The 24,216-nt window shown below is 72.2% G+C and carries 22 protein-coding genes; 6 read left to right on the top strand and 16 right to left on the bottom strand.

Features of this window, described 5'->3' with window-relative positions; genetic code table 11:
- The first annotated feature begins 158 nt into the window (after positions 1 to 158).
- Positions 159 to 1,463, top strand: coding sequence for a ThuA domain-containing protein (locus IE264_RS20240; RefSeq protein WP_032753891.1), 1,305 nt, complete (start codon positions 159 to 161; stop codon positions 1,461 to 1,463).
- 69 nt (positions 1,464 to 1,532) lie between these two features.
- On the opposite strand, the gene IE264_RS20235 is transcribed toward IE264_RS20240, so the two are convergent.
- The 6 genes from IE264_RS20235 to IE264_RS20210 all read right to left on the bottom strand — a co-directional run bounded on the left by IE264_RS20235 (position 1,533) and on the right by IE264_RS20210 (position 8,348).
- A complete protein-coding gene (locus tag IE264_RS20235) occupies positions 1,533 to 3,077 on the bottom strand; it encodes an NCS1 family nucleobase:cation symporter-1 (protein ID WP_032753889.1) in 1,545 nt (514 codons plus the stop codon).
- A gap of 121 nt (positions 3,078 to 3,198) precedes the next feature.
- Positions 3,199 to 3,552, bottom strand: a complete 354-nt coding sequence (locus tag IE264_RS20230; RefSeq protein ID WP_158706484.1) for an Imm10 family immunity protein — start codon at positions 3,550 to 3,552, stop codon at positions 3,199 to 3,201.
- A gap of 144 nt (positions 3,553 to 3,696) precedes the next feature.
- Complete coding sequence (locus tag IE264_RS20225; protein WP_032753885.1) at positions 3,697 to 4,710, bottom strand: TIGR03842 family LLM class F420-dependent oxidoreductase; 1,014 nt, start codon at positions 4,708 to 4,710, stop codon at positions 3,697 to 3,699.
- Between the two features lie 11 nt (positions 4,711 to 4,721).
- Complete coding sequence (gene hydA, locus IE264_RS20220) at positions 4,722 to 6,122, bottom strand: dihydropyrimidinase (RefSeq protein ID WP_032753884.1); 1,401 nt, start codon at positions 6,120 to 6,122, stop codon at positions 4,722 to 4,724.
- Positions 6,123 to 6,225: 103 nt separating this feature from the next.
- A complete protein-coding gene (locus IE264_RS20215; protein WP_015612424.1) occupies positions 6,226 to 7,509 on the bottom strand; it encodes an aspartate aminotransferase family protein in 1,284 nt (427 codons plus the stop codon).
- The gene (locus IE264_RS20210; RefSeq protein ID WP_032753882.1) at positions 7,506 to 8,348 is read right to left on the bottom strand and encodes a nitrilase-related carbon-nitrogen hydrolase; all 843 of its coding nucleotides are present in this window, start codon (positions 8,346 to 8,348) and stop codon (positions 7,506 to 7,508) included. Before IE264_RS20210 ends, IE264_RS20215 begins: the two co-directional genes overlap by 4 nt.
- A gap of 318 nt (positions 8,349 to 8,666) precedes the next feature.
- On the opposite strand from IE264_RS20210, the gene IE264_RS20205 reads away from it, so the two are divergent.
- Complete coding sequence (locus tag IE264_RS20205; RefSeq protein WP_015612422.1) at positions 8,667 to 9,710, top strand: aldo/keto reductase; 1,044 nt, start codon at positions 8,667 to 8,669, stop codon at positions 9,708 to 9,710.
- 28 nt (positions 9,711 to 9,738) lie between these two features.
- Here IE264_RS20205 and IE264_RS20200 read toward each other — a convergent pair whose 3' ends face one another.
- From IE264_RS20200 to IE264_RS20190, 3 genes are all read right to left on the bottom strand, one after another.
- The gene (locus IE264_RS20200; RefSeq protein WP_032753880.1) at positions 9,739 to 11,118 is read right to left on the bottom strand and encodes a hypothetical protein; all 1,380 of its coding nucleotides are present in this window, start codon (positions 11,116 to 11,118) and stop codon (positions 9,739 to 9,741) included.
- A 154-nt stretch (positions 11,119 to 11,272) separates the two neighbouring features.
- Complete coding sequence (locus IE264_RS20195; RefSeq protein WP_032753879.1) at positions 11,273 to 11,653, bottom strand: PPOX class F420-dependent oxidoreductase; 381 nt, start codon at positions 11,651 to 11,653, stop codon at positions 11,273 to 11,275.
- A 29-nt stretch (positions 11,654 to 11,682) separates the two neighbouring features.
- Entirely contained in the window at positions 11,683 to 11,952 is a 270-nt protein-coding gene (locus tag IE264_RS20190; protein ID WP_015612419.1) for a helix-turn-helix domain-containing protein, read from the bottom strand.
- 67 nt (positions 11,953 to 12,019) lie between these two features.
- Between IE264_RS20190 and map the strand changes: the two genes are divergently transcribed.
- Positions 12,020 to 12,793: a type I methionyl aminopeptidase gene (gene map, locus IE264_RS20185; RefSeq protein ID WP_180288790.1), complete on the top strand. Its 774-nt coding sequence runs from the start codon at positions 12,020 to 12,022 to the stop codon at positions 12,791 to 12,793.
- Between the two features lie 24 nt (positions 12,794 to 12,817).
- On the opposite strand, the gene IE264_RS20180 is transcribed toward map, so the two are convergent.
- Both IE264_RS20180 and ggt read right to left on the bottom strand, forming a co-directional pair.
- Positions 12,818 to 13,558, bottom strand: a complete 741-nt coding sequence (locus tag IE264_RS20180) for a glycoside hydrolase family 75 protein (RefSeq protein WP_032753877.1) — start codon at positions 13,556 to 13,558, stop codon at positions 12,818 to 12,820.
- 160 nt (positions 13,559 to 13,718) lie between these two features.
- Positions 13,719 to 15,536 carry a gamma-glutamyltransferase gene (ggt, locus tag IE264_RS20175; protein WP_032753875.1) on the bottom strand — a complete coding sequence of 606 codons (1,818 nt, stop codon included), beginning with the start codon at positions 15,534 to 15,536 and terminating at the stop codon, positions 13,719 to 13,721.
- Between the two features lie 104 nt (positions 15,537 to 15,640).
- On the opposite strand from ggt, the gene IE264_RS20170 reads away from it, so the two are divergent.
- Positions 15,641 to 16,387: a hypothetical protein gene (locus IE264_RS20170; RefSeq protein WP_032753873.1), complete on the top strand. Its 747-nt coding sequence runs from the start codon at positions 15,641 to 15,643 to the stop codon at positions 16,385 to 16,387.
- Between the two features lie 35 nt (positions 16,388 to 16,422).
- Here the strand turns inward: IE264_RS20170 and fabG are convergent, their stop codons facing one another.
- From fabG to IE264_RS20145, 5 genes are read right to left on the bottom strand one after another with little or no spacing between them, the layout of a single operon-like run.
- Entirely contained in the window at positions 16,423 to 17,211 is a 789-nt protein-coding gene (gene fabG / locus IE264_RS20165; protein WP_015612414.1) for a 3-oxoacyl-[acyl-carrier-protein] reductase, read from the bottom strand.
- Positions 17,208 to 17,477, bottom strand: a complete 270-nt coding sequence (locus IE264_RS20160) for an acyl carrier protein (protein WP_015612413.1) — start codon at positions 17,475 to 17,477, stop codon at positions 17,208 to 17,210. Before IE264_RS20160 ends, fabG begins: the two co-directional genes overlap by 4 nt.
- Before the next feature lie 32 nt (positions 17,478 to 17,509).
- Positions 17,510 to 18,466: a beta-ketoacyl synthase N-terminal-like domain-containing protein gene (locus tag IE264_RS20155; protein WP_051821685.1), complete on the bottom strand. Its 957-nt coding sequence runs from the start codon at positions 18,464 to 18,466 to the stop codon at positions 17,510 to 17,512.
- The gene (locus IE264_RS20150) at positions 18,463 to 19,599 is read right to left on the bottom strand and encodes a beta-ketoacyl synthase N-terminal-like domain-containing protein (RefSeq protein ID WP_032753871.1); all 1,137 of its coding nucleotides are present in this window, start codon (positions 19,597 to 19,599) and stop codon (positions 18,463 to 18,465) included. Before IE264_RS20150 ends, IE264_RS20155 begins: the two co-directional genes overlap by 4 nt.
- The gene (locus IE264_RS20145; RefSeq protein WP_229887648.1) at positions 19,596 to 21,599 is read right to left on the bottom strand and encodes an AMP-binding protein; all 2,004 of its coding nucleotides are present in this window, start codon (positions 21,597 to 21,599) and stop codon (positions 19,596 to 19,598) included. The genes IE264_RS20150 and IE264_RS20145 overlap by 4 nt, the downstream gene beginning before the upstream one ends.
- A gap of 430 nt (positions 21,600 to 22,029) precedes the next feature.
- Between IE264_RS20145 and IE264_RS20140 the strand changes: the two genes are divergently transcribed.
- Both IE264_RS20140 and IE264_RS20135 read left to right on the top strand, forming a co-directional pair.
- On the top strand, positions 22,030 to 23,745 hold the full coding sequence (locus tag IE264_RS20140; protein ID WP_032753868.1) for a class I adenylate-forming enzyme family protein: 1,716 nt from the start codon (positions 22,030 to 22,032) through the stop codon (positions 23,743 to 23,745).
- Positions 23,742 to 24,194 carry a hotdog fold thioesterase gene (locus IE264_RS20135; protein ID WP_032753867.1) on the top strand — a complete coding sequence of 151 codons (453 nt, stop codon included), beginning with the start codon at positions 23,742 to 23,744 and terminating at the stop codon, positions 24,192 to 24,194. Before IE264_RS20140 ends, IE264_RS20135 begins: the two co-directional genes overlap by 4 nt.
- Positions 24,195 to 24,216: the final 22 nt, after the last annotated feature.

The following is a 24,216-nucleotide window of genomic DNA, read 5'->3' as shown; positions in this document are numbered from 1 at the left end:
CATGGATCAAGGGCACCAACTCCCTTGACTCAGCCCCTTTCCGGCAAGCCAGCGGCACACGGCAACTGGTCCGGACCAAGGTCTTGACACCTTGTTCCGTTCACTTCTTAATCACATGGAAGAACGTTCGCCACATGGACGAACAAAGGATCACACCCATGTCCAAGGCCCCCCACGGCCGTCCGCGCGCCGGCCTGTCCCTGCTCGCGCTGCTGGCCCTGCTCCTCACCCTGCTCGCCTCACCGGCCGGAGCGGCACCGCAAGCGCCGGCCGCGGCTGCGCCGTTCAAGGTCATCGCGTTCTACAACGGCACCTGGGACGCGGCCCACATCAGCTTCGTGAAGGAAGCCAACGAGTGGTTCCCGAGGGCGGGCGCCGAGCACGGCTTCACGTACACCTCGACGACCAACTGGAATCTGCTGGCCGACAGCACGGCCCTCAAGCAGTACCAGGTGGTCCTCTTCCTGGACGACGCCCCGCAGGCGGCCGCACAGCGCGCGGGCTTCGAGGCGTACATGCGGGGCGGCGGGGCCTGGATGGGCTTCCATGTGGCCGCGTTCACGACCAGCGCCCAGAACTGGCCCTGGTACTACAACCAGTTCCTGGGCAGTGGGAACTTCGCCACCAACACCTGGGGCCCCACCACCGCCACCCTGCACACGGACCACCGCACCCACCCGTCGACGGGCCACCTTCCGGGGACGTTCACCTCGTCGGTGAGCGAGTGGTACAGCTGGAGCCGCAACCTGCGGACCAACCCGGACATCGATGTGCTGGCCTCGGTGGACCCGGTGAGCTTTCCCCTGGGCACCGACCCCAACCAGAGCTGGTACAGCGGTGATTACCCCATCGTGTGGACGAACAAGAACTACCGCATGCTGTACGCCAACTTCGGCCACAACGCGATGAACTACGCCACGAACACCCCGCTGTCGTCCACCTTCGCCTCCGCCACCCAGAACACCTTCCTGCTCGACGGCCTCACCTGGCTCGGCACCGGCTCGACCGGCAACCCCGGCCCCGACGACCCGATCTCGCCGACCGCCTGGTACAGCCTGACCAGCGCCGCCAACGGCCGCTGCGCCGACACCCGGGCGGCCGCCACGGCGAACGGCACAGTCGTCCAGCAGTACGCGTGCAACGGCACCACGGCCCAGCAGTTCCGGTTCCAGCCGACGGACGGCGGCTTCACCCGCATCGCCGCCCGCAACGATCCGGCGAAGGCGGTGGACGTGACGGGGGTCTCGACGGCCGACAACGCCCCGCTCCAGCTCTGGACGTACTCCGGGGGCGCCAACCAGCAGTGGAAGCCCGTCCGCGAGGCGTCCGGGCGCTACCACTTCACGGCCCGGCACAGCGGGAAGTGCCTGAGCCTGCCCGCGGGCGGCGGCGAGCAGTCCACCGCGCTCGTGCAGCGCACGTGCGACGGCTCCACGGCACAGTCCTTCGCCCTCGCCGGCTAGCGGGACGAGCCGCAGGCCGGGCCGGTGGTACCCCCAAGGGGCCAACCACCGACCCGGCCTGACGCTGTGTCACTGTCCTGCGCGACGCTCCCGGCCGGTCAGCGCCACGTACAGCAGCAGCGAGGAGGCGAGCCCGACCGCCCAGCCGTAGTCGGCGAGCGGCTTGAGGAGCGGGATCAGCCCGTCGGCCGGGAAGGGCCCCTTGCCGGGAGCCGAGTGGGAGCCGCCCACCGCCAGGACGCCGCCCACCGCGAAGGCCGCCACCGCCCGCCAGTTCCAGCCGCCCCGGTACCAGTAGCGGCCGCCGGGGCGGTAGAGGTCGGCGAGGTCCAGGACCGTGCGGCGGACGATCCAGTAGTCGGCGATCAGGATGCCCGCCACCGTACCGAGCAGCCCGCCGACCAGCCCCAGCCAGGTGAAGATGTACAGCTCGGGTGTCTCGGTCAGCTTCCACGGCATGATGACGACCCCGACCACACCCGTGATCAGCGCCCCGCCCTTGAAGCTGATGAACTTCGGCGCCAGGTTGGCCAGGTCGTACGCCGGTGAGACGACGTTCGCCGCGATGTTCACGGAGATCGTCGCGATCAGCACGGTGACCAGGCCGAAGAGGAGCCCGAAGACGTTGTCGGTACGGGCGACGAGCTGTACCGGGTCCCAGATGGCCACCCCGTACACCGCCTGCGAGCCGGAGGTGACGAAGACCGACAGCAGGGCGAAGAACGTCATCGTGGTCGGCAGCCCGAGCGACTGGCCCCAGATCTGGGCGCGTTGGCCCGCACCGAAGCGGGTGAAGTCGGGGATGTTGAGGGAGAGTGTCGCCCAGAAGGCGATCATGCCCATCAGGGACGGGAAGAAGACCGGCCAGAAGTCGGCGCCCCAGCCGAGCGCGGACGGCTGGTCCAGCAGCGGGCCGAAGCCGCCCGCCTTGACCGCGACCCACACCAGCAGCGCCACGGCCCCGACCAGGACGAAGGGCGCCGCCCAGTTCTCGAACCGGCGCAGGGCGTCCATCCCCCGGTAGATGATGGCCAGTTCGAGGGCCCAGAAGAGCGTGAAGCAGAGCCAGAGCGTCCACGGCTGCCCGCCGATCTCCCCGGCGTTCGCCCAGCCGCCGAAGACCTTGCCGAGCAGGGTGAAGATCCCGACGCCACCGATCCAGGTCTGGATGCCGAACCAGGCACAGGCGACGGCGGCCCGGATCAGGGCGGGAAGGTTGGCGCCGCGCAGCCCGAAGGAGGCGCGGGCCAGGACCGGGAAGGGGATGCCGTACTTGGGTCCGGCGTGCCCGGTGAGCAGCATCGGGGCGAGCACGATGAGATTGGCGAGCGCGATGGTGAACACGGCCTGTTTCCAGTCCATGCCGAGCGCCACCAGACCGGAGGCGAGCAGCCAGGACGGGATGTTGTGGGCCATCCCGATCCACAGGGCCGCGAAGTTGTACGTCGTCCAGGTGCGCCGCTCCACCGGGACGGGCAGCAGGTCGTCATTGGCGAAGCGAGGGTCGTCGGGGACGTATCCGTGGGCGAGTTCGACACGGCCGGACGCGGCGACCCCTCCGGGTATCGCGTCGGGTGGCGGGGGCGGTGGGGTGGGTGGGACGGTGGCGGTCATGGCGGCTGAGCCCTTCGCTCGGGAGCGGTGCCGTGCGGGGCGGTGCGGGCGGAACAGGGCGGGTGGCGGGGCGGGTTGGATTCGTGAGGGGGCGGGGCGCCGATCGGCCGGTGGCGGCTTCCTACAGGTTCAGCTGTGGCACTTTACGAGGATTCCCGTACGAGAGGACTTTCCTCAGCCCTGCCCGTACTTCATCGACATCTATGGCCGAGTCGATTCCCAGGGTGACCACACGGGAGGAGAGTTCCAGCTCCTCCGCAGCATCGTCCTGAAAACTCAGAACCAATCCGTCAGGACCCATGGTGACCTCGTCGAGACCTCCGAACTGAACCCCTCCCGCATCGTTCACGATGCAGTAACTGTCCAGTTCCAGATCGACGTCCTGCGCGGTCGGTTCACCCAGTGCGCACTGCAGGTCGAAATATCGGACGTCTTCGCTCGCGTCACTCTCGGCAACGTAGATCGTGAAGACCATTCCGGGAATGCTCTCCCCGGATTCCACGTGCCTGATGACCCAGTCGGAGGTCTGCGGCTTTTTCCGCCGGAACTTCATCGCCCATTACCCCATTTGTATCTGAAGGCCACCCCGGCACGGACACACGCTCAGCTCCGGCGAGGCTCAGCGGAGCATCGGGATGATATCCGAGCCGTAGGCGTCGATGGTGGCCTCCCGGGCGTCGTGCATGTTGTAGACGGCGAACTGGTCGACACCGAGGTCCTTCAGGTGGCGGAGCTTCTCGACGTGTGCCTCCGGCGGGCCCAGCAGACAGAAGCGGTCGACGATCTCGTCGGGGACGAAGGCGGTGTCCGGGTTGCCGGTACGGCCGTGGTGGGAGTAGTCGTAGCCCTGCCGGTTCTTGATGTACGCGGTCAGCTCCTCGGGGACCATCGACGAGTGTTCCCCGTACTTGGCGACCAGGTCGGCAACGTGGTTGCCGACCATGCCGCCGAACCAGCGGCACTGGTCCCGGGCGTGCGCGAGGGCCTCGGGTGAGTCGTCGGCGGTGACGTACGCGGGGGCGGCGACGCAGATCGTGAGCGCGTCGGGGTCCCGGCCGGCGTCCGTGGCGGCCTGCCGGACCGCCTTGACCATCCACTCCGTGAGGAAGGGGTCGGCGAGTTGGAGGATGAAGCCGTCGGCCTTCTGCCCGGCCAGAGCGAGCGCCTTCGGTCCGTACGCCGCCATCCATACGGGAAGCCTGCCGTCCTTCACCCACGGGATGCGGATCGGGTTGCCGTCGACGGTCGCCTCCCGGCCCTCGGCGAGGTCCCGGATGACGTCGATGGCCTCCCCCAGCCGGGCCAGCGTGTTGGGCCGGCGGCCCGCGACCCGCATCGCGGAGTCGCCGCGCCCGATCCCGCACACCGTGCGGTTGCCGTACATATCGTTGAGGGTGGCGAAGGTGGAGGCGGTCACCTCCCAGGTGCGGGTGCCGGGGTTGGTGACCATCGGGCCCACGGTCAGCTTCTCCGTGTGCTCCAGGATGCGGCTGTAGATGACGAACGGTTCCTGCCAGAGCACCGCCGAGTCGAAGGTCCAGCCGTAGCGGAAGCCGTTGCGCTCGGCGCGGCGCATCAGGCCGACGACGGCGGAGGCGGGCGGGTCGGTCTGGAGGACGAGTCCGAAGTCCATGGCGGGATCTCCTAGCCCAGGTACTGACAGGTGGCGCGGGGGGTGTACATGCCGTGTCCGGCGCGGCCGGTGAACTTCCGCCCTTCGATGACGGGTTCACCGCGGGAGAGGACGGTCTCGACCTGGCCGGTGATCCGCTTGCCCTCGTACGCCGAGTAGTCGACGTTCATGTGGTGGGTCTCGGCGGAGAGGATCTGCTCGGCGTGCGGGTCGTAGACGACGAGGTCGGCGTCGGCGCCCGGGGCGATGGTGCCCTTCTTCGGGTAGAGGCCGAACATCCGGGCCGGGGAGGCGCAGGCGATCTCGATCCAGCGGCGGCGGGTGATGTGCCCGTCCACGACGGCCTGGTGCAGCAGGTCCATGCGGTGCTCGACGCCCGGCATGCCGTTGGGGATCTTGGAGAAGTCGCCGCGGCCCATCTCCTTCTGGCCGGAGAAGCAGAAGGGGCAGTGGTCGGTGGAGACGACCTGGAGCTCGTTGTTCCGCAGGCCCCGCCACAGGGACTCCTGGTGCTCCTTGGGGCGCAGCGGGGTGGAGCAGACGTACTTGGCGCCCTCGAAGTCCGGCTCGGCGAGGTTGTCGGTGGAGAGGAACAGGTACTGCGGACAGGTCTCGCCGAAGACCGGGAGGCCCTTGTGGCGGGCGGCGGCGATCTCGGCGACGGCCTCGTCGGCGGAGACGTGGACGACGTAGAGGGGCGATCCCGCGACCCGGGCGAGCTGGATCGCGCGGTGGGTGGCCTCGGCCTCCAGGGCGACCTTGCGGACGTCTCCGTGGTAGCGGGGGTCGGTGCGCCCCTCGGCGAGCGCCTGTTCGACCAGGACGTCGATGGCGATGCCGTTCTCCGCGTGCATCATGATCAGGCCGCCGTTGCCGGAGGCCTGCTGCATGGCCCGCAGGATCTGGCCGTCGTCGGAGTAGAAGACGCCCGGGTAGGCCATGAACAGCTTGAAGGAGGTGACGCCTTCGGCGACGAGGCGGTCCATCTCCTTGAGTGAGGAGGGGTTCACGTCCGCGAGGATCATGTGGAAGGCGTAGTCGATGGCGCAGTTGCCGTCGGCCTTCGCGTACCAGGAGTCGAGACCCTCGCGCAGGGACTTCCCCACGCTCTGGATCGCGAAGTCCACGATGGTGGTGGTCCCGCCCCAGGCGGCGGCCCGGGTGCCGGTCTCGAAGGTGTCGGCGGCGTACGTGCCGCCGAACGGCATCTCCATGTGGGTGTGCGCGTCGACGCCGCCCGGGATCACGTACTTGCCGGTGGCGTCGATCCTCCGGTCGGCGCTCCAGCTCTCCGCGGCATCGGTGCCGTGGGCGGCGAGTGCGGCGATGCGCCCGCCCTCGACGAGGACGTCGGCGTGGATCTCGTCGGACGCGGTGATGACCAGGCCACCGTGGATGACGGTGCGGCTCATGGGTACCTCCTCACTGCGGGGCGCCCCACCGGCCCGTCGGGCGTACGGCTGGGGTCGCCCCGCGCGGCGTTGTATACGTACGGGCGGTGCCTGCGGGCCCGGGTCAGTCGGCGGCGCGCAGGGCGTCGGCGAGGACCGACGCGCCCTCCTCGGCCTCGGCGACGGTCAGGGTCAGGGGCGGGGCGATCCGCAGCACGCTGGTGTTGTGGCCGCCGCCCTTGCCGATGAGCAGTCCGCCCGCGCGTGCCGCTTCGAGGACGGCCGCGGCCGCCTCCGGGTGGGCCTCGTCCGTGCCGGGTTTCACCAGCTCGATGCCGATCATCAGGCCCCGGCCGCGCACTTCGCGTACGGCGGCGGACCCTGCGGCGATCCCCCGCAGCCGTTCGATGAGGAGCCCGCCGACGCGCCGCGCGTTGCCCTGGAGGTCGTGCTCCAGGTGGTACGAGAGGTTGGCGAGGCCGGCGGCCATGGTGACGGGTGAACCGCCGAACGTGGAGATGGAGTTGGCGTCCAGGCAGTTCATCACCTCCGCTCGGGCGACGACTCCGCCGATGGACATGCCGTTGCCGATGCCCTTGGCGAAGGTGAGGATGTCCGGCGGCCCGTGCTCGGCGTGCGCCTGCCAGCCCCAGAAGTGTTCGCCGGTACGTCCCCAGCCGGTCTGCACCTCGTCGGAGATCCACAGGATGCCGTGGCGGTCCAGGACTTCGCGGAACGCGGCGAACAGTCCGTCGGGCGGCGAGGTGAAGCCGCCGACGCCCTGGATGGGTTCCGCGATGAGCGCCGCGGCCTCCCGGGTGTGCCCGAGGAGGTCCTCCAGATCGGCGACGCACGCCCGGATGAACTGTGCGTCGCTCAGTTCCGCGTACGGCCCCCGGGTGCGGACGCCCCCGTGGACGTACAGCGTCTGCAGCGGGGAGAGGGTCGTGGGCGACCAGGCGTGGTTGCCGGTGATGGAGACGGCCGAGAAGGAGCGGCCGTGGTAGCTGTTGCGCATCGCGAGGATCTGGTTGGACCTGCGGTACGCGGTGGCGAGCAGCAGCGCGGTGTCGTTGGCCTCGGTGCCCGACGTGGTGAAGAAGACCCGGGCGTCGGGGATGCCGGAGAGGGTGGCGATCCGCTCGGCCAGCTCCACCATGGGGCGGTTGAGGTAGAGCGTGGAGGAGTGGATGATCCGGCCGGCCTGCTCGGCGATCGCCTTGGTGACCTCGGGCAGGGCGTGGGCGGTCATCGTGGTGAGGATGCCGCCGAAGAAGTCGAGGTAGCGGTTGCCGTCCGCGTCCCAGACGTACCGGCCCTCGCCATGGGTGAGTTCGATGGGGTGGCGGTAGTAGAGCGCCAGCCACTCGGGGCTGACGGCGAGGTGGCGCTCGTACAGCCCGCTCACGGCTCCACCAGCCCGTCGTAGGCGTCGGGCCTGCGGTCCCGGTAGAAGGCCCACTGCTGGCGGACCTCCTCGATCAGGCCGAAGTCCAGGTCGCGGACGAGGAGTTCCTCCTCCTTGTCGCCGGCGACCTCCCCGACGAACTGGCCTCGCGGGTCGACGAAGTAGCTGGTGCCGTAGAAGTCGTTGTCGCCGTACTCCTCCTGGCCGACCCGGTTGATCGCGGCCACGAAGTACTCGTTGGCGACGGCGGACGCGGGCTGTTCCAGCTGCCAGAGGTGGCCCGAGAGGCCACGGGAGGTGGCGGACGGGTTGTAGACCAACTGGGCTCCGTTGAGTCCGAGTTGTCGCCACCCCTCGGGGAAGTGCCGGTCGTAGCAGATGTAGACGCCGACCTTGCCGACGGCGGTGTCGAAGACCGGCCAGCCGGCGTTCCCGGGCTTGAAGTAGTACTTCTCCCAGAACCCCTTGACCTGGGGGATGTGGTGCTTGCGGTACTTGCCGAGGTACGAGCCGTCGGCGTCGATCACGGCGGCGCTGTTGTAGTAGAAGCCGGACTGCTCGATCTCGAAGACCGGGACGACGATCACCATGCCGGTCTCGCGGGCGAGGTCCTGCATCCGGCGGACGGTCGGCCCGTCCGGGACGGGTTCGGCCCAGCGGTAGTGCTCGGGCTCCTGGACCTGGCAGAAGTAGGGGGCGTTGAACACCTCCTGGAACCCGATGATCTTCGCGCCCTGCCGGGCGGCCTCGCGGGCATGGGCCTCATGCTTGGCGATCATGGATTCGGTGTCGCCGGTCCAGGTCGCCTGGACGAGTGCGGCGCGTACGACGTGGGACATGAGCTGCTCCTTCGACGCGGCGTCAGAGAGCCTCTACGTGTTTTCTACGCACGTAGATCGGTGCATGGATGGAGAACGTAAGCCCCTCCGTCCGGCGGGGCAAGACCATCGCCGTGAACCGGCGGAGTCGATCATGTTTCGCACCCGAGCGGTCCACAACAGTCACGGTACGCATTATTCCGCGCATACGCGGCGCGTCACGCGGCACCTGAGGGAGTTGCCCTGAAGTGCGCTCCAGCTCGTAGCCTGCTCGCGTCTCCGGGCGTCACCCGGCGCTCCGGGTGTCACCCGGCATCGGTCGAGCGAAAAGGATCCTTCATGCGCTGCACACTCTTCGGCAGGACCGGGCTGCGCGTCAGCGAGCTCGCGCTGGGCGCCATGACCCTGGGCCGCCACGAATCCGGCCACGCGGCCGTACGCGAGACCTCCGGACGGATCCTCGACGCCTACCTGGAGGCGGGCGGCAATTTCCTGGACACGGCCGACATCTACGCGGGCGGCACCTCCGAGACGGTCCTGGGCGAGCTGCTGGGCGACCGCCGTGACGCGCTCGTCCTCGCCAGCAAGTACACCTGTGCGACCCGGCCGGGCGACGTCAACTCCGGCGGCAACCACCGCAAGAACCTGGTGCAGTCCGTGGAGGCGAGCCTGGGGCGGCTGCGCACCGACCGGCTGGACGTCCTCTGGGTGCACGCCCGGGACAACTTCACCCCGGTCGAGGAGGTCATGCGCGCCCTCGACGACCTCGTCCGGACGGGCAAGGTGCTGTACGTGGGCGTGTCCGACTGGCCCGCCTGGGAGATCGCCCAGGCCAGTACGGTCGCCGAGCTCCGCGGCTGGACGCCGTTCACCGGTTCGCAGCTGCGCTACAGCCTGCTGGAGCGCACCCCGGAGCGTGAACTGCTCCCGCAGGCCCGCGCGTTCGACCAGGCCGTGTTCGCCTGGAGTCCGCTCGCCCGGGGCCGCCTGACCGGTCGCCAGGAGGAAGCGGCGGTGGGTGGGGCCGACGAGGCGGAGCTGCGCGCGCGGGAGACCGTGCGGGCCGTCGTCGAGATCGCCCGGGAGGGCGGCTGGAGCCCGGCCGCGGTGGCGCTCGCCTGGCTGCGCGGCCGCCCGGGCAACATCGTCCCGATCCTGGGCCCGTCCACCCCGGACCAGCTCACCGACGCCCTCGGCTGCCTGGACGTGGAGCTGGACGTGGACGCCGTGGACCGGCTGGACACGGTGAGCAGGGTGCCGCTGGGCTTCCCGCACGACTTCCTGCGGGATGAGGCGGTGCGCGAGACGGTGTACGGGGACCGCTGGGCGGCCATCCAGGACCGGCGCTCGACCTATCGGCGTACGACCTCCGAGGTGCTCTGAGCCCTCGCCGACGGACGCCCGGCCGCCCTCAGACCCCCGGCACCCCCGCCACCCGCAGCGCGTGGACCAGGTCCCACTCCCGCTCCACCGACACCTCGCGGGCCGCCGCCAGCAGGTGCGGCAGGACACGGCCCCCGCCGCCGCCCGCGAGTTCGGCCGCCTCCTGCGGCGTACGTACGCGGACGAAGGCGCCGAGCAGCGCCCGCGCCTCGCCCTCGCGGCCCGCGCCGTCCAGGGCGAGGACCGCCTCGGCGACCTCGGCGGCGGGCCTGGCCACCCCCTGGCGGAGCAGCAGCCCGCAGTCCTCGTCCCGGCCCGCCGCGGCCAGCGCTCCCGCCGCCGCGGCGAACCCGGCGGGCGGCAGCGAGGACGCCTCCCAGAGCAGGGTCGTCCAGTCGGCGGCCAGGCCGGCCCGGTACAGGGCGACCGCCAGCACCGGCAGCCGGGGCGCGGGCCAGGCCGCCACCTCGCAGAGCACGACATGGGCCTCGCCGCTGCGCCCCTCCGCGCGCAGCCGGACCAGCTGCCCGACGGCGGCGGCCACGGCCTCTGCCGCCCCCGGGTCCGGCAGCGCGACCGGGGCGGGGGCCTCCTCCTCCGCCTCCGCCGGCCCGCCGCCGAAGCGGGCGCCGCGCGGGGCGGAGCCGCCCTCCGACGTTGGCGCGGGCAGGGCGGGAACGGGCGAGGGGGCGTACGCGGTCTCCTCCTCGTCGTCCACCTCCAGACCGGCGAACCGGGCACCGCGCGGCTTCTTGCGCCGGGGCGCGGGCTCGGGGGCGGGAGCGGGAGCGGCCTTGCGGGACCGGGAACGCCCAAAGGGCTCGGGGGCCTCCGGAGCCGGAACGGACTCCGCGACGAACCCCGGCACACGCTCCGGTACGGGCTCCGGCGCACGCTCCGGGTCCGCCCCGGCGCGCGGGTGCGGAACGGTCACCGCAGCGAGCCGCTTGCGCAGCTCCGTACACCGGGCCGAGGCGCGCTGATGGTCGTCGTGGGCCCAGGCCAGCGCCTCCGGGTCGGCCGGGTCCCCGCCCGCCGCCCCGGTCGTGCGCAGCCGCTCCGCCGCCCGGCCCTGCTCGCGGATCATCAACTCCAGCCGGTGGACCAGCTCCTGGCGTCCGCCGGGCCGCCGGTCGTGGGCGGAGGCGGAGGCGGAGTACAGCGCGGCGGCCCGGACCGAGACCTGCGCGGCGAAGTGCGCGCCGTGGAGGGCGGCCAGGTCGGCGAGGAGCGACTCCACGACGTCCCAGGGCGGTATCTCCACCCCGTCGAGGCAGGACCGCATGCCCACCGGGTCGCGCCGGGTGAAGACCCCGAACCACCCTTGTCCGGGGTCGAGTCGTGCTGTCAGATCCCGTAGGTACTGCGCGAACGTGCCTACTTCCACCGCATGCTGATGCACCGTCATCGTCGCCCTCGCCGACTGTCGACTGGAGCCTTCCAGTCCGGAGGCATTCGACCGCAGGTGTGTTACGGGACGGCTACGCGGAGCTTTCGTCCGCGCTGCGTCGGGCGCACGGCCCCGGCGCCGTGCGCCCCCGTACGCGGGACGGCGGCCGGACTCAGAAGGTGACGGCGATCCCGGTGTGCGGGCGCTTGCCGAAGCGGGCGATGGTGGCGGGCCAGTCGACGAGCCAGAACTTCCAGGTGTACTTGCGGGCCAGGAGCTTGCGCACCCGGCGGGTCTCGTCCGCGTCGAGGAGCCGTGCGGTGCCCTCGGCGGTGGGGGCGCCCTCGGTGATCCGGCCGCGTACGTCGCAGACGGTGACGGCGACCCGGGTGTCGTTGCGGAGCCGCTTGACCTTCCATGAGTCGGAGCGGGTCCACACGTACAGCGCATCGCCCTCGGCCGCGGCCCAGACGGGCGTGGCGACGGGGGTGCCGTTCTTCCGGTAGGTGGTCAGGCTGACGTATTCGCTGCGGGCGAAGTCCTGGAGAGTCACAGGCGTGACCCTACGCACCGTAAGGGCTCTTACGCGATCAGGGGTACGGCGGCGGGTTCGGGGGCGCAGCGGCCGAGCAGCTCGTCCATGGAGAGGCCGAGCGCCCCGGCGAGCGCGGCGACCGTGAAGAAGGCGGGGGTGGGGGCGCGGCCGGTCTCGATCTTGCGGAGGGTCTCGGCGGAGATTCCGGCGCTCGCCGCGACGGCGACCATGCTGCGCTCGCCGCGCGCCTCGCGGAGCAGCCGGCCGAGCCGTTCGCCGCGGAGGCGCTCTTCGGGGGTGAGAGGGGTGCGGACCATGGGGCCACTCTACTACGGCCCACCATTCTTATACCGTCATTACTATACCGCTTCGACCGGTATAGTAATGGGCATGGTGCACATCAAGACAGACACATCCATCGAAGCCATGCGTGAGTCCGGACGCGTCGTCGCGCGGATCCTGGCCCGCGCCCAGGAGGTAGCGGCGGTCGGCGTGACCCCCCGCGAGCTGGACGAAGCGGCGCGCGAGGTGCTGCGCGAGGCCGGGGCCTCCTCACCGTTCCTGAACTACAAGCCGCACTTCGCGCCCACCCCGTTCCCGGCCGTCATCTGCGTCTCCGTCAACGACGCGGTCGTCCACGGCATCCCCTCCGCCGAACCGCTGCGCGACGGCGACCTGGTCAGCGTGGACGCGGGCGCCCTCCTCGGCGGCTGGGCGGGCGACGCGGCGGTCAGCTTCACCGTCGGCACGGCCCGCCCCACCGACACCGAGCTGATCGGCGCGGCCACCGCCGCCCTGGAGGCGGGCATCGGCGCGGCGGTCGTCGGCAACCGCATCGGGGACATCGCCCATGCCATCGGCACGGTCTGCCGCAAGGCGGGCTACGGCATCCTCGACGGGTACGGCGGCCACGGCATCGGCCGTTCGATGCACGAGGACCCGTCCGTGCCGAACGAGGGACGCCCGGGACGCGGCATGCCGCTGCGCCACGGGATGGTCCTCGCGATCGAGCCCATGCTGCTCGGCGGCGGCCTCGACGAGTTCCGCCACGACGAGGACGGCTGGACGCTGCGGACCACCGACGGCAGCCGGGCCGCGCACGCCGAGCACACGGTGGCCATCACCGACGACGGCCCGCGCGTCCTCACCGCCCTCTGACAGCTGGCAGCTGCCTTGAAGCCCTCAGCGTCCGACGAACGCCTTCGCCAGTGCCTCGCCCCGGCGCTCCGCCCCGGCCCGGCTCTCCAGCGGTGAGATGCGGGAGTCCTTGAACGCGATGTACGTGACGCCGGACGCGGCCCCGCCGGTCGTCGGGTGGGGGTCGATGGACAGCTCCTCCGCCAGCGCGTACGACCCCTCGCCGATGATCCCGGCGGGCCCGGTGTCGCCGATGACGGCGTACCGCACCTGGTACTTGTGGATCACGGCGACGACGCTGCCGCCGGTCAGCCCGGACTTCCGGTAGTCCCAGATCCGCCCCGGCGCCGGCACCACCACGTACGGCAGCGCGGCGGAGTCCAGGGGCTTGCCCCGGGAGGTCTGGAAGGCGGTCTGCGGCTGGAAGTAGGGGTCGGTCCCCGTGTTGCAGGCCTTGGTCTTCCGGCCGTCGCAGTCGATGTCCATGTCCGCCTTCCAGAACACGGCGTCCGTGGTGGAGCAGACGGGGACGGTGGCCTTCGAGCGGTTCGCGTCCGTGCGGTACTTCCCCCGGGAGACCTGCCGGCAGGAGCGGACCTCGGCGAGCAGCTCCTCGGCGGTGACCGGGGCGTCCGCCAGGCCGCCGGGTGCCGGACCCACCCGGGTGTCCGGCGGTGTCTCCGGTACGACAACGTCGGCGGTGGCCGGCAGCGCCGCCGGCCCGAGGAGAGCGGCGCCGCAGGCGGCGGAGGTGGCGGCGGTCAGAGCGAACGTTCGGGTGCGCATCGTGGGGGACGGCCCTTCCAGTCGACCGGAGGAACCCGTCCGGGCCCCTCCCTGGGCCGGCGCGGGATCGCCGGCACTCCCCTCCCCCGGCGGCGGACCCGGTCGCGCGCGGCGTGTGCGCGTACGGCCGGTCCCGCCGCCCCTGGTTCCTGAGGCCGGGTCAGCGCCTGCCGCCCGGCTGCACCACCATGGCCGAGCCACCGCCCCGCCGCACCTTTTCCGCCGCCGCGAGCCAGCGGCCGTCGGGCAGCCGCTGTACGCCGGTGGCGGCGCCGATCTCCGGGTTCTGCCGGAAGGCGTGGCCGAGGGCTTCGAGCTCGCCGCGGACCGGGCTGTTCCACAGGTCCGGCTCGATCTCGGTGGTGGCCGCGTTGCGCTGGCTGGCGCGCGGTGCGGCGATCGCCTCGACGAGCGGCAGGCCGCGGTCGAGGTGGCCGGTGAGGGACTGGAGCACGGTGGTGATGATCGTGGCGCCGCCCGGCGAGCCGAGGGCGAGGACCGGCTTGCCGTCCTTGAGCACGATGGTCGGGGACATCGACGAGCGGGGCCGCTTGCCCGGACCCGGCAGATTCGGGTCGTGCACCGCCGGGTTGGCCGGGGCGAAGGAGAAGTCGGTCAGCTCGTTGTTGAGGAGGAAGCCGCGGCCGGGAACCGTGATGCCGCTGCCGCCGGTGGACTCGATCGTCAGGGTGTAGGAGACGACGTTGCCCCACTTGTCGGCCGTCGTGAGGTGCGTGGTGTTCTCCCCCTCGAACGTCGTCGGCGCGGCCGTGCCGCCGCCCCCGCACCGCGCCGGGTTCCGCGGGTCGCCCGGTGCCACCGGGCTGGTCAGCACCGCGTCATCCTTGATCAGGCAGGAGCGCGCGTCGGCGAACCGCTGACTCAGCAGTTCCTTCGTGGGGACGTCCTCGAAGGCGGGGTCACCCACCCAGCGCCCCCGGTCGGCGAAGGCGATCCGGCTCGCCTCGATGAGCCGGTGGAGGTAGCGGGCCTCGCTCGCCCGCGAAAGGTCGGTGGGCTCCAGCATGTTGAGGGCCTGGGCCACCGTCGTACCGCCGGACGAGGAGGGCGCCATGCCGTACACGTCCAGGCCCCGGTAGCCGGCCTTCGTCGGGTTCTGCTGGAGCGTGCGGTAGGAGGCGAGGTCCTTGCGGGTCAGGTCGCCGGGGCGGACGGTCCGGGTGGAGCTCGGATCGACGGGCGGCTTGCGGACCGTACGGACGATGTCGTCCGCCAACTCGCCCCGGTACAGCTCCCCGACACCCTTGCGGCCGAGCTTCTCGTACGTACGGGCAAGGTCGGGGTTCTTGAACACCGAGCCGACGACGGGCAGTTCACCGCCGGGCAGGAACAGCTTCGCGGAGGCCGGGAAGTCGGCGAACCGGGCCTGGTTGGAAGCGGTCTGGGAGCGGAAGGTGCCGTCCACCACGAAGCCGTCCCGCGCCAGGCGTTCGGCCGGATTCAACAGCGTACGAAGGGACTTGGAGCCCCAGGTGTCGAGTGCCCGCTCCCAGGTGGCCGGGGTGCCGGGGGTGCCGACGCCGAGACCGCTGGTGACCCCTTCCTCGAACGGGATGGGCTTGCCGTTCTCCAGGAAGAGGGCGGCGTCCGCGCTGCGCGGTGCGGTCTCGCGGCCGTCGATCGTCTGTACCGTGCGCTTCTTGGCGTCGTAGTGGACGAAGTAGCCTCCACCGCCGATGCCCGCCGAGTACGGCTCGGTCACACCGAGCGCCGCGGCGGTCGCCACGGCCGCGTCCACCGCGTTGCCGCCCTTGCGCAGCACCTCGATCCCGGCCGCCGACGCGTCCCGGTCGACACTGGCCACCGCTCCCCCGTAACCCACCGCCACCGGGGACTTGGGTGGGGCCGGGTGCCGCTGCGCGGACTCCGCGGAACCCGCCGGGACGGCGGCCCCGAGCGAGGCGACCACGGCGAGCGCGGCCACTATCGACATGTTCCGGCCGACGGAACGGTGCATACGAACCTCCAGTCAACGGATCTCCGCGCAGGTTAGCCCCGGAGCACCCGGATCGTCAGGACCGCCTCGAACGGTTACCCGAATGACCGATAACATGCCCGGCCATGACGGACGACGTGCGCAACATCGTGCTGGGCGTGATAGCCGCCGGGGTCAGCGGATCGCTGGGCTGGCTGGCCCGTACCTACCTCCTGCGGCGCAGGCTCCACCGCAAGCAGGCGTTCTTCGGGCTGCCGGCCCATTCCGAGTGCCTGCTGGTCGTCAACCGGTACGCGGGCGCCGAGGGGTCCGTGCACCGCTACGACGTCTTCGCCCTGCTGGAACTCTCCGCGCTGATCAAGGACTGCGCGGCGCACGCCCAGATCGTGACGCACGACGTGGCGCAGCAGGGCTTCGGGGAGCGTACGGAGTTCTGCGTCGGCGGTCCGACGTCCAACCAGCGGATGGCGGCCCATCTGCGGACCCTGCTCCCCGGCGTACGGATCAACACCGAGCCGGACCCCGGCCCGGACCGGGTCGCCTTCCAGATCGGCTCGGAGCGCTACCGGCTGGAGCCGGGGACCTCGGAGTACGTCCTGCTCGCGCGGCTGACAGGCGGTCAGGACGCTCGCCCGGTCTTCCTGTTCTGCGGGCAGCGGGCCATCACCAATCAGGCGGCGACCCGTTATGTGTCGCGCCACTACGAGAAGCTGCTCCGCAAGCACGGCAACAAGTCGTTCGCGCTGCTGCTGAAGGTGGTCAACTCCCAGGCGTACGGCCCCGATGTGGTGGAGGTGGTCGGCGATGTGACCCGCGCGGCGCAGACCCCCGCACCGACGACACCCTCGGCCTCCCACCGGGCGGGCAGCTGAGCGCGCCCGGACCCGGCGCCGGGGCCTCTCGCTCATCAGCTCGGCAGGCCGCCGTTGATCTCGACGACCTGGCCGGTGATGTAGGCGGCGCGGTCCGAGACCAGGAAGGAGACCAGGTCGGCGACCTCCTGCGGGGTGCCGGCCCGGCCGAGCGGGATGCTCTTGAGGTGGCGTTCGGCGACCTCGGCGGGCAGGTCGGCCGTCATGTCGGTGGTGATCAGGCCGGGCGCGACGACGTTGGCGCGGATGCCGTAACGGCCGCACTCCCGGGCCAGGGAGCGGGTGAAGCCGATGATCCCGGCCTTGGAGGCCGCGTAGTTGGTCTGGCCCGCGCTGCCGTGCACGCCGGCGATGGAGGAGAGCGTGACGACGGCTCCACGGCGGCGGCGCATCAGCGGGTACACGGCGGCCCGGCAGACGTTGTAGGTGCCGTCGAGGTTGGTGTCGATGACCGAGCGCCACTCCTCCTCGGCCATCAGGGCGAGCGGCCGGTCCCGGGTGATGCCGGCCGAGGTGACGACGGCCGACAGCGGGCCGAGTTCGGCCTCGGCCGCGGTGACGAACTCCTTCACCTGCGTGGCGTCGGCGACGTCCACCCGCCGGTGGAGGACCCGGGCCCCCGCCTTCTCGGCGGTCAGGGCCGCCTCCTCGGCGGCCTCCACGTCTGAGCGGTAGCAGAACGCGATGTCGTACCCGTCCTCGGCAAGACGGGCGACGACGGCACGACCGATGCCTCGGGAGCCGCCGGTGACCAGGGCCACCGGGCGAGGCGTGGGGGCCTGACCGGCGGCTTCGGTGCCGCTGGCGGCTTCCGTGCCGCTCATGTGGCGGACGCGCCGTTCAGCTCGGCCTCGATCAGCTCCCGTACCAGCCGGAAGCTGCCGATCTCGGCCAGCCGCGACTCGTCGATCTTCACGCCGTACCGCTCCTCGACCCGGACGGCGATCTCCAGCGAGATCAGTGAGTCCACCTCCAGGTCCTCCTTGAAGCGGGCGTCGTCGGTGACCTCCTCGACGGGCAGTTCCAGCGCCTGGGCGACGACTGCGCGCAGCTCCTCGGCGTCGAAGGCCCGGTCGGTGTGGGCGGCCATGGGGTACTCCTCTTGTTCGAAGGGTCGGGTTTTCACGGGGTGTGGTGCGGGCCCGTGAGGAACACCGCGGCCACGCCGTCGTCCTCGGGCCCGCCGCAGGTGGCCAGGACGGTGTGGCGGCCGTGTTCGTCGAGGTGGGCGACGGCGGCGGCGGCCTGGAGCAGGCCGAGTGCACCGGAGGCGGCACCGAGGGCGGCGGCGGGGTCCAGGACGGCGTTCGCGCGCGGCCCGGCCGGGTCGTCCGCCGCCTCGGTCAGCCACAGGTCGGGCGTCAGGCCTCCGGCGCGGGCGACGGCACCGGCGAGGTCCGCCGCGCGGGCGCAGCCGGCCACGGTGGCGCGGACCGTGGCACCGCGCTCGGCGGCGCCGGCGGCCGACTCCAGGACCAGGGCGACGGCCCCGTCCAGGGCGGGGGTGCCGAGCAGCTTGGTGACGATGTCGCCGGCCGGCTCCACGCCGATCACGACGGCGGTTTCGGCGCGTCCGGTGACGATCAGGGCGCGGGCCCAGTAGAGGGCGTCGAGGCCGCTGGTGGGGCCGTTGCACAGGGTGACGTTGGGGCCGCGCAGGCCGTGGGCCATGGCGACCGAGCCGGCGATGACGTTGCTGGAGGTCTGCGGCAGTCCGAGCGGGCTGAGGCCGAGGACGGTGTCGCGGGCGATGGTGTCGGCGAAGGAGCAGACGTTCTCCAGGATGCCGACGTTGGTGCTGACCACCACGGCGGTGGTGTCCCCGGGGCCGGTGTAGCCGTCGCCGTCGAGCAGACCGGCGTCCCGCAGGGCGGGGGCGGCGGCGCGCAGCGCGAGCCGGGAGGCGCGGTCCTTGTGCCGCAGGTCGCGGCCGACGAGTCCGGTGACGGGGTCGAAGCCGCCGTCGCGGACGGTGCCGAGGAGTTCGTCGGGCAGGGTCAGGCCGGGGACGGCGAGGCCTGTGCCCGTGACGACGGCCACGCGGGGCGGCGATGTGGTGGCGGGGTGCGCCGTGCTCATCGCGCTGCCTCCAGGATCGCGGCGGCGTTGATCCCGCCGAAGCCGAACGCGTCGACCTGGGCCAGCGTCAATTGTGGTGCGGTGGCGGCGTGTTCACGTACGAGTCGCAGGCCTTCCGCCTCCTCGATCGGGTCGGTGAGGCCGAGCACGGGCGGCACCTGGCCCCGCTGGAGGGCGAGCACGGCCATCGTCAGGCTGAGCAGGCCGGAGCCTCCGAGGGTGTGGCCGGTCATCGACTTGACGGCGGTCATCAGCGGCCCGCTCCCGGGAGGGAAGATCCGGGAGAGCACGGCGGCCTCGGTGGAGTCGTTCTTCGGGGTGCCGCTGCCGTGCAGCATGACGAGGTCGATCTCCTCGGGTGCGGCCCCGGCCAGCCGGTAGGCGTCGCGCAGGACGCGGGTGATGCCCTCCGGGTCGGGGGCGGTGGAGTGCTGGGCGTCGCAGTTGACGCCGACGGAGCGCAGCCGGGCGTGGACCGGGCGGCCGGGGGCGGCGGCGCGGGTGAGTACCACGGCGACGGCGCCCTCGCCCATCAGCATGCCGCGGTGGGAGCGGTCGAAGGGGCGCAGCGCGTCGGGCACGTCGTTCTGGACCCGGTCCAGGGTGCCGAAGGCGCTCTCGCCGATGGCGTCGGTGCCCGCCACCACGACGGTGTCGGCCTCGCCGAGTTCGATCAGGTCGGTGGCCATGGCGAGCGCGTAGAGACTGGCCGCGCAGGCGTTGGCGAAGGTGTAGGTGCGGGCGGCTCCGTACTCCTCCCGCAGCGCGGTGCCGAAGTGCAGGTCGGCGGGGTCGAGGGCGGTGCCGTGGCGCCACCAGAGTTCGGCGCTGCGCTGCTCCTGGAGGGTGGTGCCGACCAGGACCGGCACCTCGGCGAGATCGCGCGGGTGGCCCGCGTCGGCGAGGGCCTGGTCGATCGCGGTGATGAGCCAGCGGGTGGCGCGGCCGGGTTCGTCGACGCCGGGGCGGGCCCGGTCGGTGATCTCGTAGGCGTTCCGGGCACGGTACTTGTCGTGGTCGAAGACCTGGAGCGGTCCTCGGCCGTCGCGGCCCGCGCAGAGCGCGTCGAAGATCTCCGACGGGGTGGTGCCGTTGCAGGCGACCGCTCCCATCCCTGTGATGTCCCACGTCATGATGCCTGCTCACGCAATCTGTAGGCGGCCACCTTGCCGGTGGCCGTGGCCGGCAGTGCGCTGACGAACTCGACCCGGGCCGGGCGTTTGTAGAGGGCGAGGTCGGCGCGGACCGCTGCCCGGAGGGCGCGGCGAATCGTTTCCTCGTCGGCTCCGGTCTCCGGGACGACGAAGGCGACGGCACATTCCAGGCCGTCGGCGTCGGGGCCGCCGACGACGGCGCAGTCGCGGATGCCGGCGACGGTACGGAGCACCGCCTCGATCTCGGCGGGCGGCACCTTGTAGCCGCCGAGGTTGAGGATGTCGTCGGCCCGGCAGAGGTGGGTCAGGGTGCCGTCGGCCTCACGGCGGACCAGATCGCCGGTGTAGGCACCGCCGTCGGCGAAGGTGGTCCGGTCGTCGTCAGGCCGGTCGAGGTAGCCGAGCGCCACGGTGGGTCCGGCGATGTGCAGGCGCCCTTCGGTGCCGTCGGGCACCGGCCGGCCGTGCTCGTCCCGGACGGTGGCGGTGGCGCCGGGGACGGCCAGACCGGCCCGGCCGGGCATCGGGCGGTCCGGTGGGGTCGCGACGACGACGTGCATGACCTCGGTGGCGCCGAGGCAGTTCATCACCGGGGCGCCGAAGACTTCCTGGATACGGTGGTTGAGGTCGGCCGGGCAGTTCTCACCGGCGGTCAGGCACAGGCGCAGCGCGGCGACCGCGTCGTCCCCGGGGTGGAGCGGGTCGAGGAGCGCCGCGTAGAGGCGGGGGACGGAGCAGAGCACGGTGGGGCGGTGGCGGCGCAGCGCGGCCCGGACGGTGTGCGGGTCGACGGCCCCGCGGATCAGTGCGGTGGTGGCCCCGGCGTCGAGGGCGCACAGGACGGAGCTGCCGAATCCGTAGCCGAAGGACATCCGGGCGGTGGAGAGCACGGTGTCGTCGGCGCGCAGGGCGAGCAGGGAGCCGAAGCCGTCCAGCATGGCGGTGATCGCGGAGGTGGCGTGCCGGACGCCCTTGGGCCGGCCGGTGCTGCCGGAGGTGTACTGGATCAGGGCGGTCCGGCCGGGGAGGTGTCCGGTGGAGGGCCGGGCGAGGTCGGGGCGGTTCGCCGCGTTGGGGTGGCCGGTGCGGATGCCGGTGCGTACGGCGTCGCCCGTGAGCAGCACCGTCCCGGCGGGCGGGTCGGCCGGCGCGGTGTCGAGGTGGATGACCTGGGCCGCGCAGTCGGCGGCGGCGAGGTGGAGGGCGGCCTCGTCGAGCATCGGGCTGACCGGGACGGGTACGCAGCCGTGCCACCAGAGGCCGAGGACCGCGGCGACGGTGGCCGCGGAGTCCTCGGCGACGACGAGGGCGCGGGCGCCGGGGGCGATGCCCTGGGCGAGCAGCGCACCGGCGTAGCCTCGGGCGGCCTCGTGCAGGGCCCGGTAGGAGACGGCGCCGAGGTCGGGGTCGAAGTAGGCCGTACGGTCTCCGCGGCCGGCGGCGAGGTGGCGGCCGGTCAGCCGGTCGACCAGGTCGATGGCGGCGGGCGGGGACGGAGCGGGGCGCCGGGCCGAGGAGGGTGCGGGCGGAGACGGGAACGGGAACGGGGCAGGCGAGGCTGGTGTCGCCCGGAGACGGGCAGCCGAGGGCGGGGTGGAGTGCTGGGCCGGGACGGTCGAGGACGGGACGGACCGGAGCGCGGCAGGCGCGGACCGGAGCGCCGCAGGCGGTCCCCCGGCGGACCGGGCAGCCTCCGGGGCCGAACCCGCGATGCCCGCCCCCGCCGGGAGCGAGAGCCGGGCGTCCAGCAGGACGGCGGCGGCGAGGGCGCTGTCGATGCCGCTCGCCTCCTCGTCGCTCAGTGCGACTCCGAAGGCCCACTCGACCCGGGCCGCGAACTCGACCTTCTCCAGCGAGTCCATCTTCAGGTCGCGGTGGAAGGAGGCCTCGGCCGGCACCTCCGCGAGGTCCAGTTCGAGGACGGATGCCACGATGTGGCGCAGCCGCTCCACGGCATCGGATATCCGTTCAGGCGACACGCGACGCGCTCCTTGTCGGGCTGCACGACGGCCGGCAGCCACGGCTTCCGGTCGGCTCCGGAGGAATTCGGCAGGAACGTAGCCGGGCGGGCCTCGGCCCGTCAGCGCCCCCGCACTGAGTTCGTCAAGTCCGTTTCAGCCGCGCACAGATACCTTTCGGCCGATCGGTCGACCACAACGGGGCTGTGGAACAAGGCATTACAAGGCATTTCCGGCACAACGCCCTTACGTGGATCTCGACCTGACGCACTTTCGACGGGCGATGGCAATGGCGGAGAGAGGCCTTGTAACTTCTGCACGCGCTGCCATGACGGACCGGCGCTCCGCAGGTCCGGCGCGTCGGCCGACGCGCGTCGCACGGCGGATTTCGCCGTCCGTCCGGAGAGCCCGTCCGTCCAGAGAGTTCGTCCGACCGAGGCCAGGGGAATCGATGCCGCTCACCTCCACAACGCTGCTGTCCCCCGAAGCACGTCTCCGGCTCGCGGAGCTCCCCGGTCTCGGCGGTGGCAACGCCTGGCGGATCGCCGCGGAGACGAACCCCGCCGCCGACCGGCCGGTGCTGCTCGCCGACCTGCCGCTGGCCGGCCTGGACGGCACCCCTCGGACGGAGTTCAGCCTCCGCGACCTGGACGCCCTGGCGGATGCCTGGTCGGCCTGGTACCTGGACCGGGGGGTGGGGCCGCGCGACCGGGTGTCGGTCTACCTGGCCGACACCTTCGCGTACCAGGTGCATCTGACCGCGCTGGCCCGCATCGGTGCGATCGGCGTACTGATCAACGGCCGGATGCGGCCCGAACTCGCCCTCGGCCTGGTCGGCCGCACCGGCTCGGTGGGCCTGTTCACGGACGGGGAGCGGCTCGCCCGGCTCGCCGGGCGTGAGCGCGGGCTTCCCGAGCTGCGGTGGACCGCCCTGGACGAGGAGGTGGGCGCCCTCGGCGCCCGCGCCCCGATCCCCTCCCAGCTGTACCGGCACGGGGACGACGACCCGGTCGTCATCTGCCACTCCTCCGGCACCACCGGCGACCCCAAGCCGGTCGTCTGGGCGCACCGGCAGAGCGTCGCGGGCGCCCGCTACCGGCTGATCAACCACCCGGAGCGGGAAGGCTCCCTCGTACTCGCCGGAGCTCCGCAGTCGCACTCCAGCGCCATCGCCTTCACCTTCTACTCGCTGCTGGCCGGGGCGCCCACGGTCGGCTGGTCCGACCCGACCGGCCCCGGCATCGCACGCGGCTGCGCCACCCACCGGCCGAACGTCGTGCTGGCCTTCAACGAGGCGCTGTCGCACCTGGCGACGCACGACCCCGATCCGGCGGACTTCGACTCCGTCGCGGTGTGGGTGAACCTCGGCGACTGCGGCCACGACGCGCACATGCGCCGGCTGATGCGGCTGGGGCACACCGCCGAGCCCGACGGCACCCGTACGCCGGGCTCGGTCGTCGACGACGGCCTGGGCTCCTCCGAGCTGGGCTGGGCGGCGCTGCGCCGCGTGCTCACCCCCGACTCCCCCGCCCTGGCCCGGCATCTCGGCACCCGGGTGCCGATCGCCGAGGTCGCGGTCCTGCGGGAGGACGGCACCGAGGCCGCGGCGGACGAGGTGGGCCTGCTCGGGGTCCGCAGCGAGGCGCTCGCGCACGGCTACTGGAACGACTCCGACACCACGTACCGCACGATGCTCGCCGGCTACTGGCTCTCCGGCGACCTCGTGCGCCGCTCGGCCGACGGTGAGTTCTTCCACGTGGACCGGGCGGTCGACCGGATCAGGACCGAGGCGGGCGACGGCTACTCGGCGCTGATGGAGGAGGAGCTGCTGCTCGCCGTCGAGGAGCTGGCGGACTGCTCGGTGGTCGCCGCCAAGGATCGCGGCCGGACCGTGGCGGCAGCCATTGTGACGCTACGTCAGGAGGCGACGGCCGAGGACCTGTTACGGCGAGCCAACGCGGCCCTGGACCGGGCCGGCCAGCCGCGACTGGCCCTGCTGGAGATCGCGCCCACTCCCGAAGCGATCCCGCTCGGCCCGACCGGCAAGGTCCTGAAGCGCCAACTGCGCGATAAGTACGCCGCCTTGGAGACGTACCGGCCGGCCGACCCGAAGGCAGTGGCCGTAACGGTGTCAGCGGATCACGACCCGACGGCGGTCCCGGCATGACCACCTTCGCCGCGCCGCCCACCCCCGAGGCGGGCCCGGAGGCCGCCGCGGCCTGGGTGAACGAGGCCGGCGCCGGCACCCTGGCCGGCCGGATGGGCATGACCTTCCTGGAGGCCGCCCCCCGGCGGGTGGTGGCGACCATGCCGGTCAGCGGCAACACCCAGTTGCAGCACATGCTGCACGGCGGCGCCTCCGCCGTCCTCGCCGAGTCGCTCGGCTCGCTGGGCGCGGCGCTGCACGCCGGGGAGGGCCGGATCGCCGTGGGGGTGGACATCAACGCCACCCACCACCTGCCGGTGCGCTCGGGCACCGTGACCGGCGTGGCGACGGCCCTGCACCTGGGTGGGACCACGGCCAGTTACGAGGTCGTCATCACCGACGAGGCGGGCCGCCGGGTCTGCACCGCACGGATCACGTGTGCGATCCACGGGAGGCGGAAGCGCGGCTGACCCGCCGGCACGACCGCCCGCG

The organism is Streptomyces microflavus (assembly GCF_014650075.1).
In the GTDB taxonomy this organism is placed as follows: domain Bacteria; phylum Actinomycetota; class Actinomycetes; order Streptomycetales; family Streptomycetaceae; genus Streptomyces; species Streptomyces microflavus.
The sequence above is the reverse complement of the archived record's forward strand: the minus strand, read 5'-3'. Positions and strand labels throughout refer to the sequence as shown.

What these genes read in the sequence shown, in the direction of transcription:
- IE264_RS20200 (WP_032753880.1), bottom strand. Translation starts at nt 11,118, where the DNA reads ATGACGGTGCATCAGCATGCGGTGGAAGTAGGCACGTTCGCGCAGTAC.
- IE264_RS20210 (WP_032753882.1), bottom strand. Translation starts at nt 8,348, where the DNA reads ATGTCCCACGTCGTACGCGCCGCACTCGTCCAGGCGACCTGGACCGGC.
- IE264_RS20180 (WP_032753877.1), bottom strand. Translation starts at nt 13,558, where the DNA reads ATGCGCACCCGAACGTTCGCTCTGACCGCCGCCACCTCCGCCGCCTGC.
- IE264_RS20240 (WP_032753891.1), top strand. Translation starts at nt 159, where the DNA reads ATGTCCAAGGCCCCCCACGGCCGTCCGCGCGCCGGCCTGTCCCTGCTC.
- fabG (WP_015612414.1), bottom strand. Translation starts at nt 17,211, where the DNA reads ATGAGCGGCACGGAAGCCGCCAGCGGCACCGAAGCCGCCGGTCAGGCC.
- map (WP_180288790.1), top strand. Translation starts at nt 12,020, where the DNA reads ATGGGCATGGTGCACATCAAGACAGACACATCCATCGAAGCCATGCGT.
- ggt (WP_032753875.1), bottom strand. Translation starts at nt 15,536, where the DNA reads ATGCACCGTTCCGTCGGCCGGAACATGTCGATAGTGGCCGCGCTCGCC.
- IE264_RS20150 (WP_032753871.1), bottom strand. Translation starts at nt 19,599, where the DNA reads ATGACGTGGGACATCACAGGGATGGGAGCGGTCGCCTGCAACGGCACC.
- IE264_RS20160 (WP_015612413.1), bottom strand. Translation starts at nt 17,477, where the DNA reads ATGGCCGCCCACACCGACCGGGCCTTCGACGCCGAGGAGCTGCGCGCA.
- IE264_RS20190 (WP_015612419.1), bottom strand. Translation starts at nt 11,952, where the DNA reads ATGGTCCGCACCCCTCTCACCCCCGAAGAGCGCCTCCGCGGCGAACGG.
- IE264_RS20155 (WP_051821685.1), bottom strand. Translation starts at nt 18,466, where the DNA reads ATGAGCACGGCGCACCCCGCCACCACATCGCCGCCCCGCGTGGCCGTC.
- IE264_RS20230 (WP_158706484.1), bottom strand. Translation starts at nt 3,552, where the DNA reads ATGGTCTTCACGATCTACGTTGCCGAGAGTGACGCGAGCGAAGACGTC.
- IE264_RS20235 (WP_032753889.1), bottom strand. Translation starts at nt 3,077, where the DNA reads ATGACCGCCACCGTCCCACCCACCCCACCGCCCCCGCCACCCGACGCG.
- hydA (WP_032753884.1), bottom strand. Translation starts at nt 6,122, where the DNA reads ATGAGCCGCACCGTCATCCACGGTGGCCTGGTCATCACCGCGTCCGAC.
- IE264_RS20170 (WP_032753873.1), top strand. Translation starts at nt 15,641, where the DNA reads ATGACGGACGACGTGCGCAACATCGTGCTGGGCGTGATAGCCGCCGGG.
- IE264_RS20205 (WP_015612422.1), top strand. Translation starts at nt 8,667, where the DNA reads ATGCGCTGCACACTCTTCGGCAGGACCGGGCTGCGCGTCAGCGAGCTC.
- IE264_RS20225 (WP_032753885.1), bottom strand. Translation starts at nt 4,710, where the DNA reads ATGGACTTCGGACTCGTCCTCCAGACCGACCCGCCCGCCTCCGCCGTC.
- IE264_RS20140 (WP_032753868.1), top strand. Translation starts at nt 22,030, where the DNA reads ATGCCGCTCACCTCCACAACGCTGCTGTCCCCCGAAGCACGTCTCCGG.
- IE264_RS20135 (WP_032753867.1), top strand. Translation starts at nt 23,742, where the DNA reads ATGACCACCTTCGCCGCGCCGCCCACCCCCGAGGCGGGCCCGGAGGCC.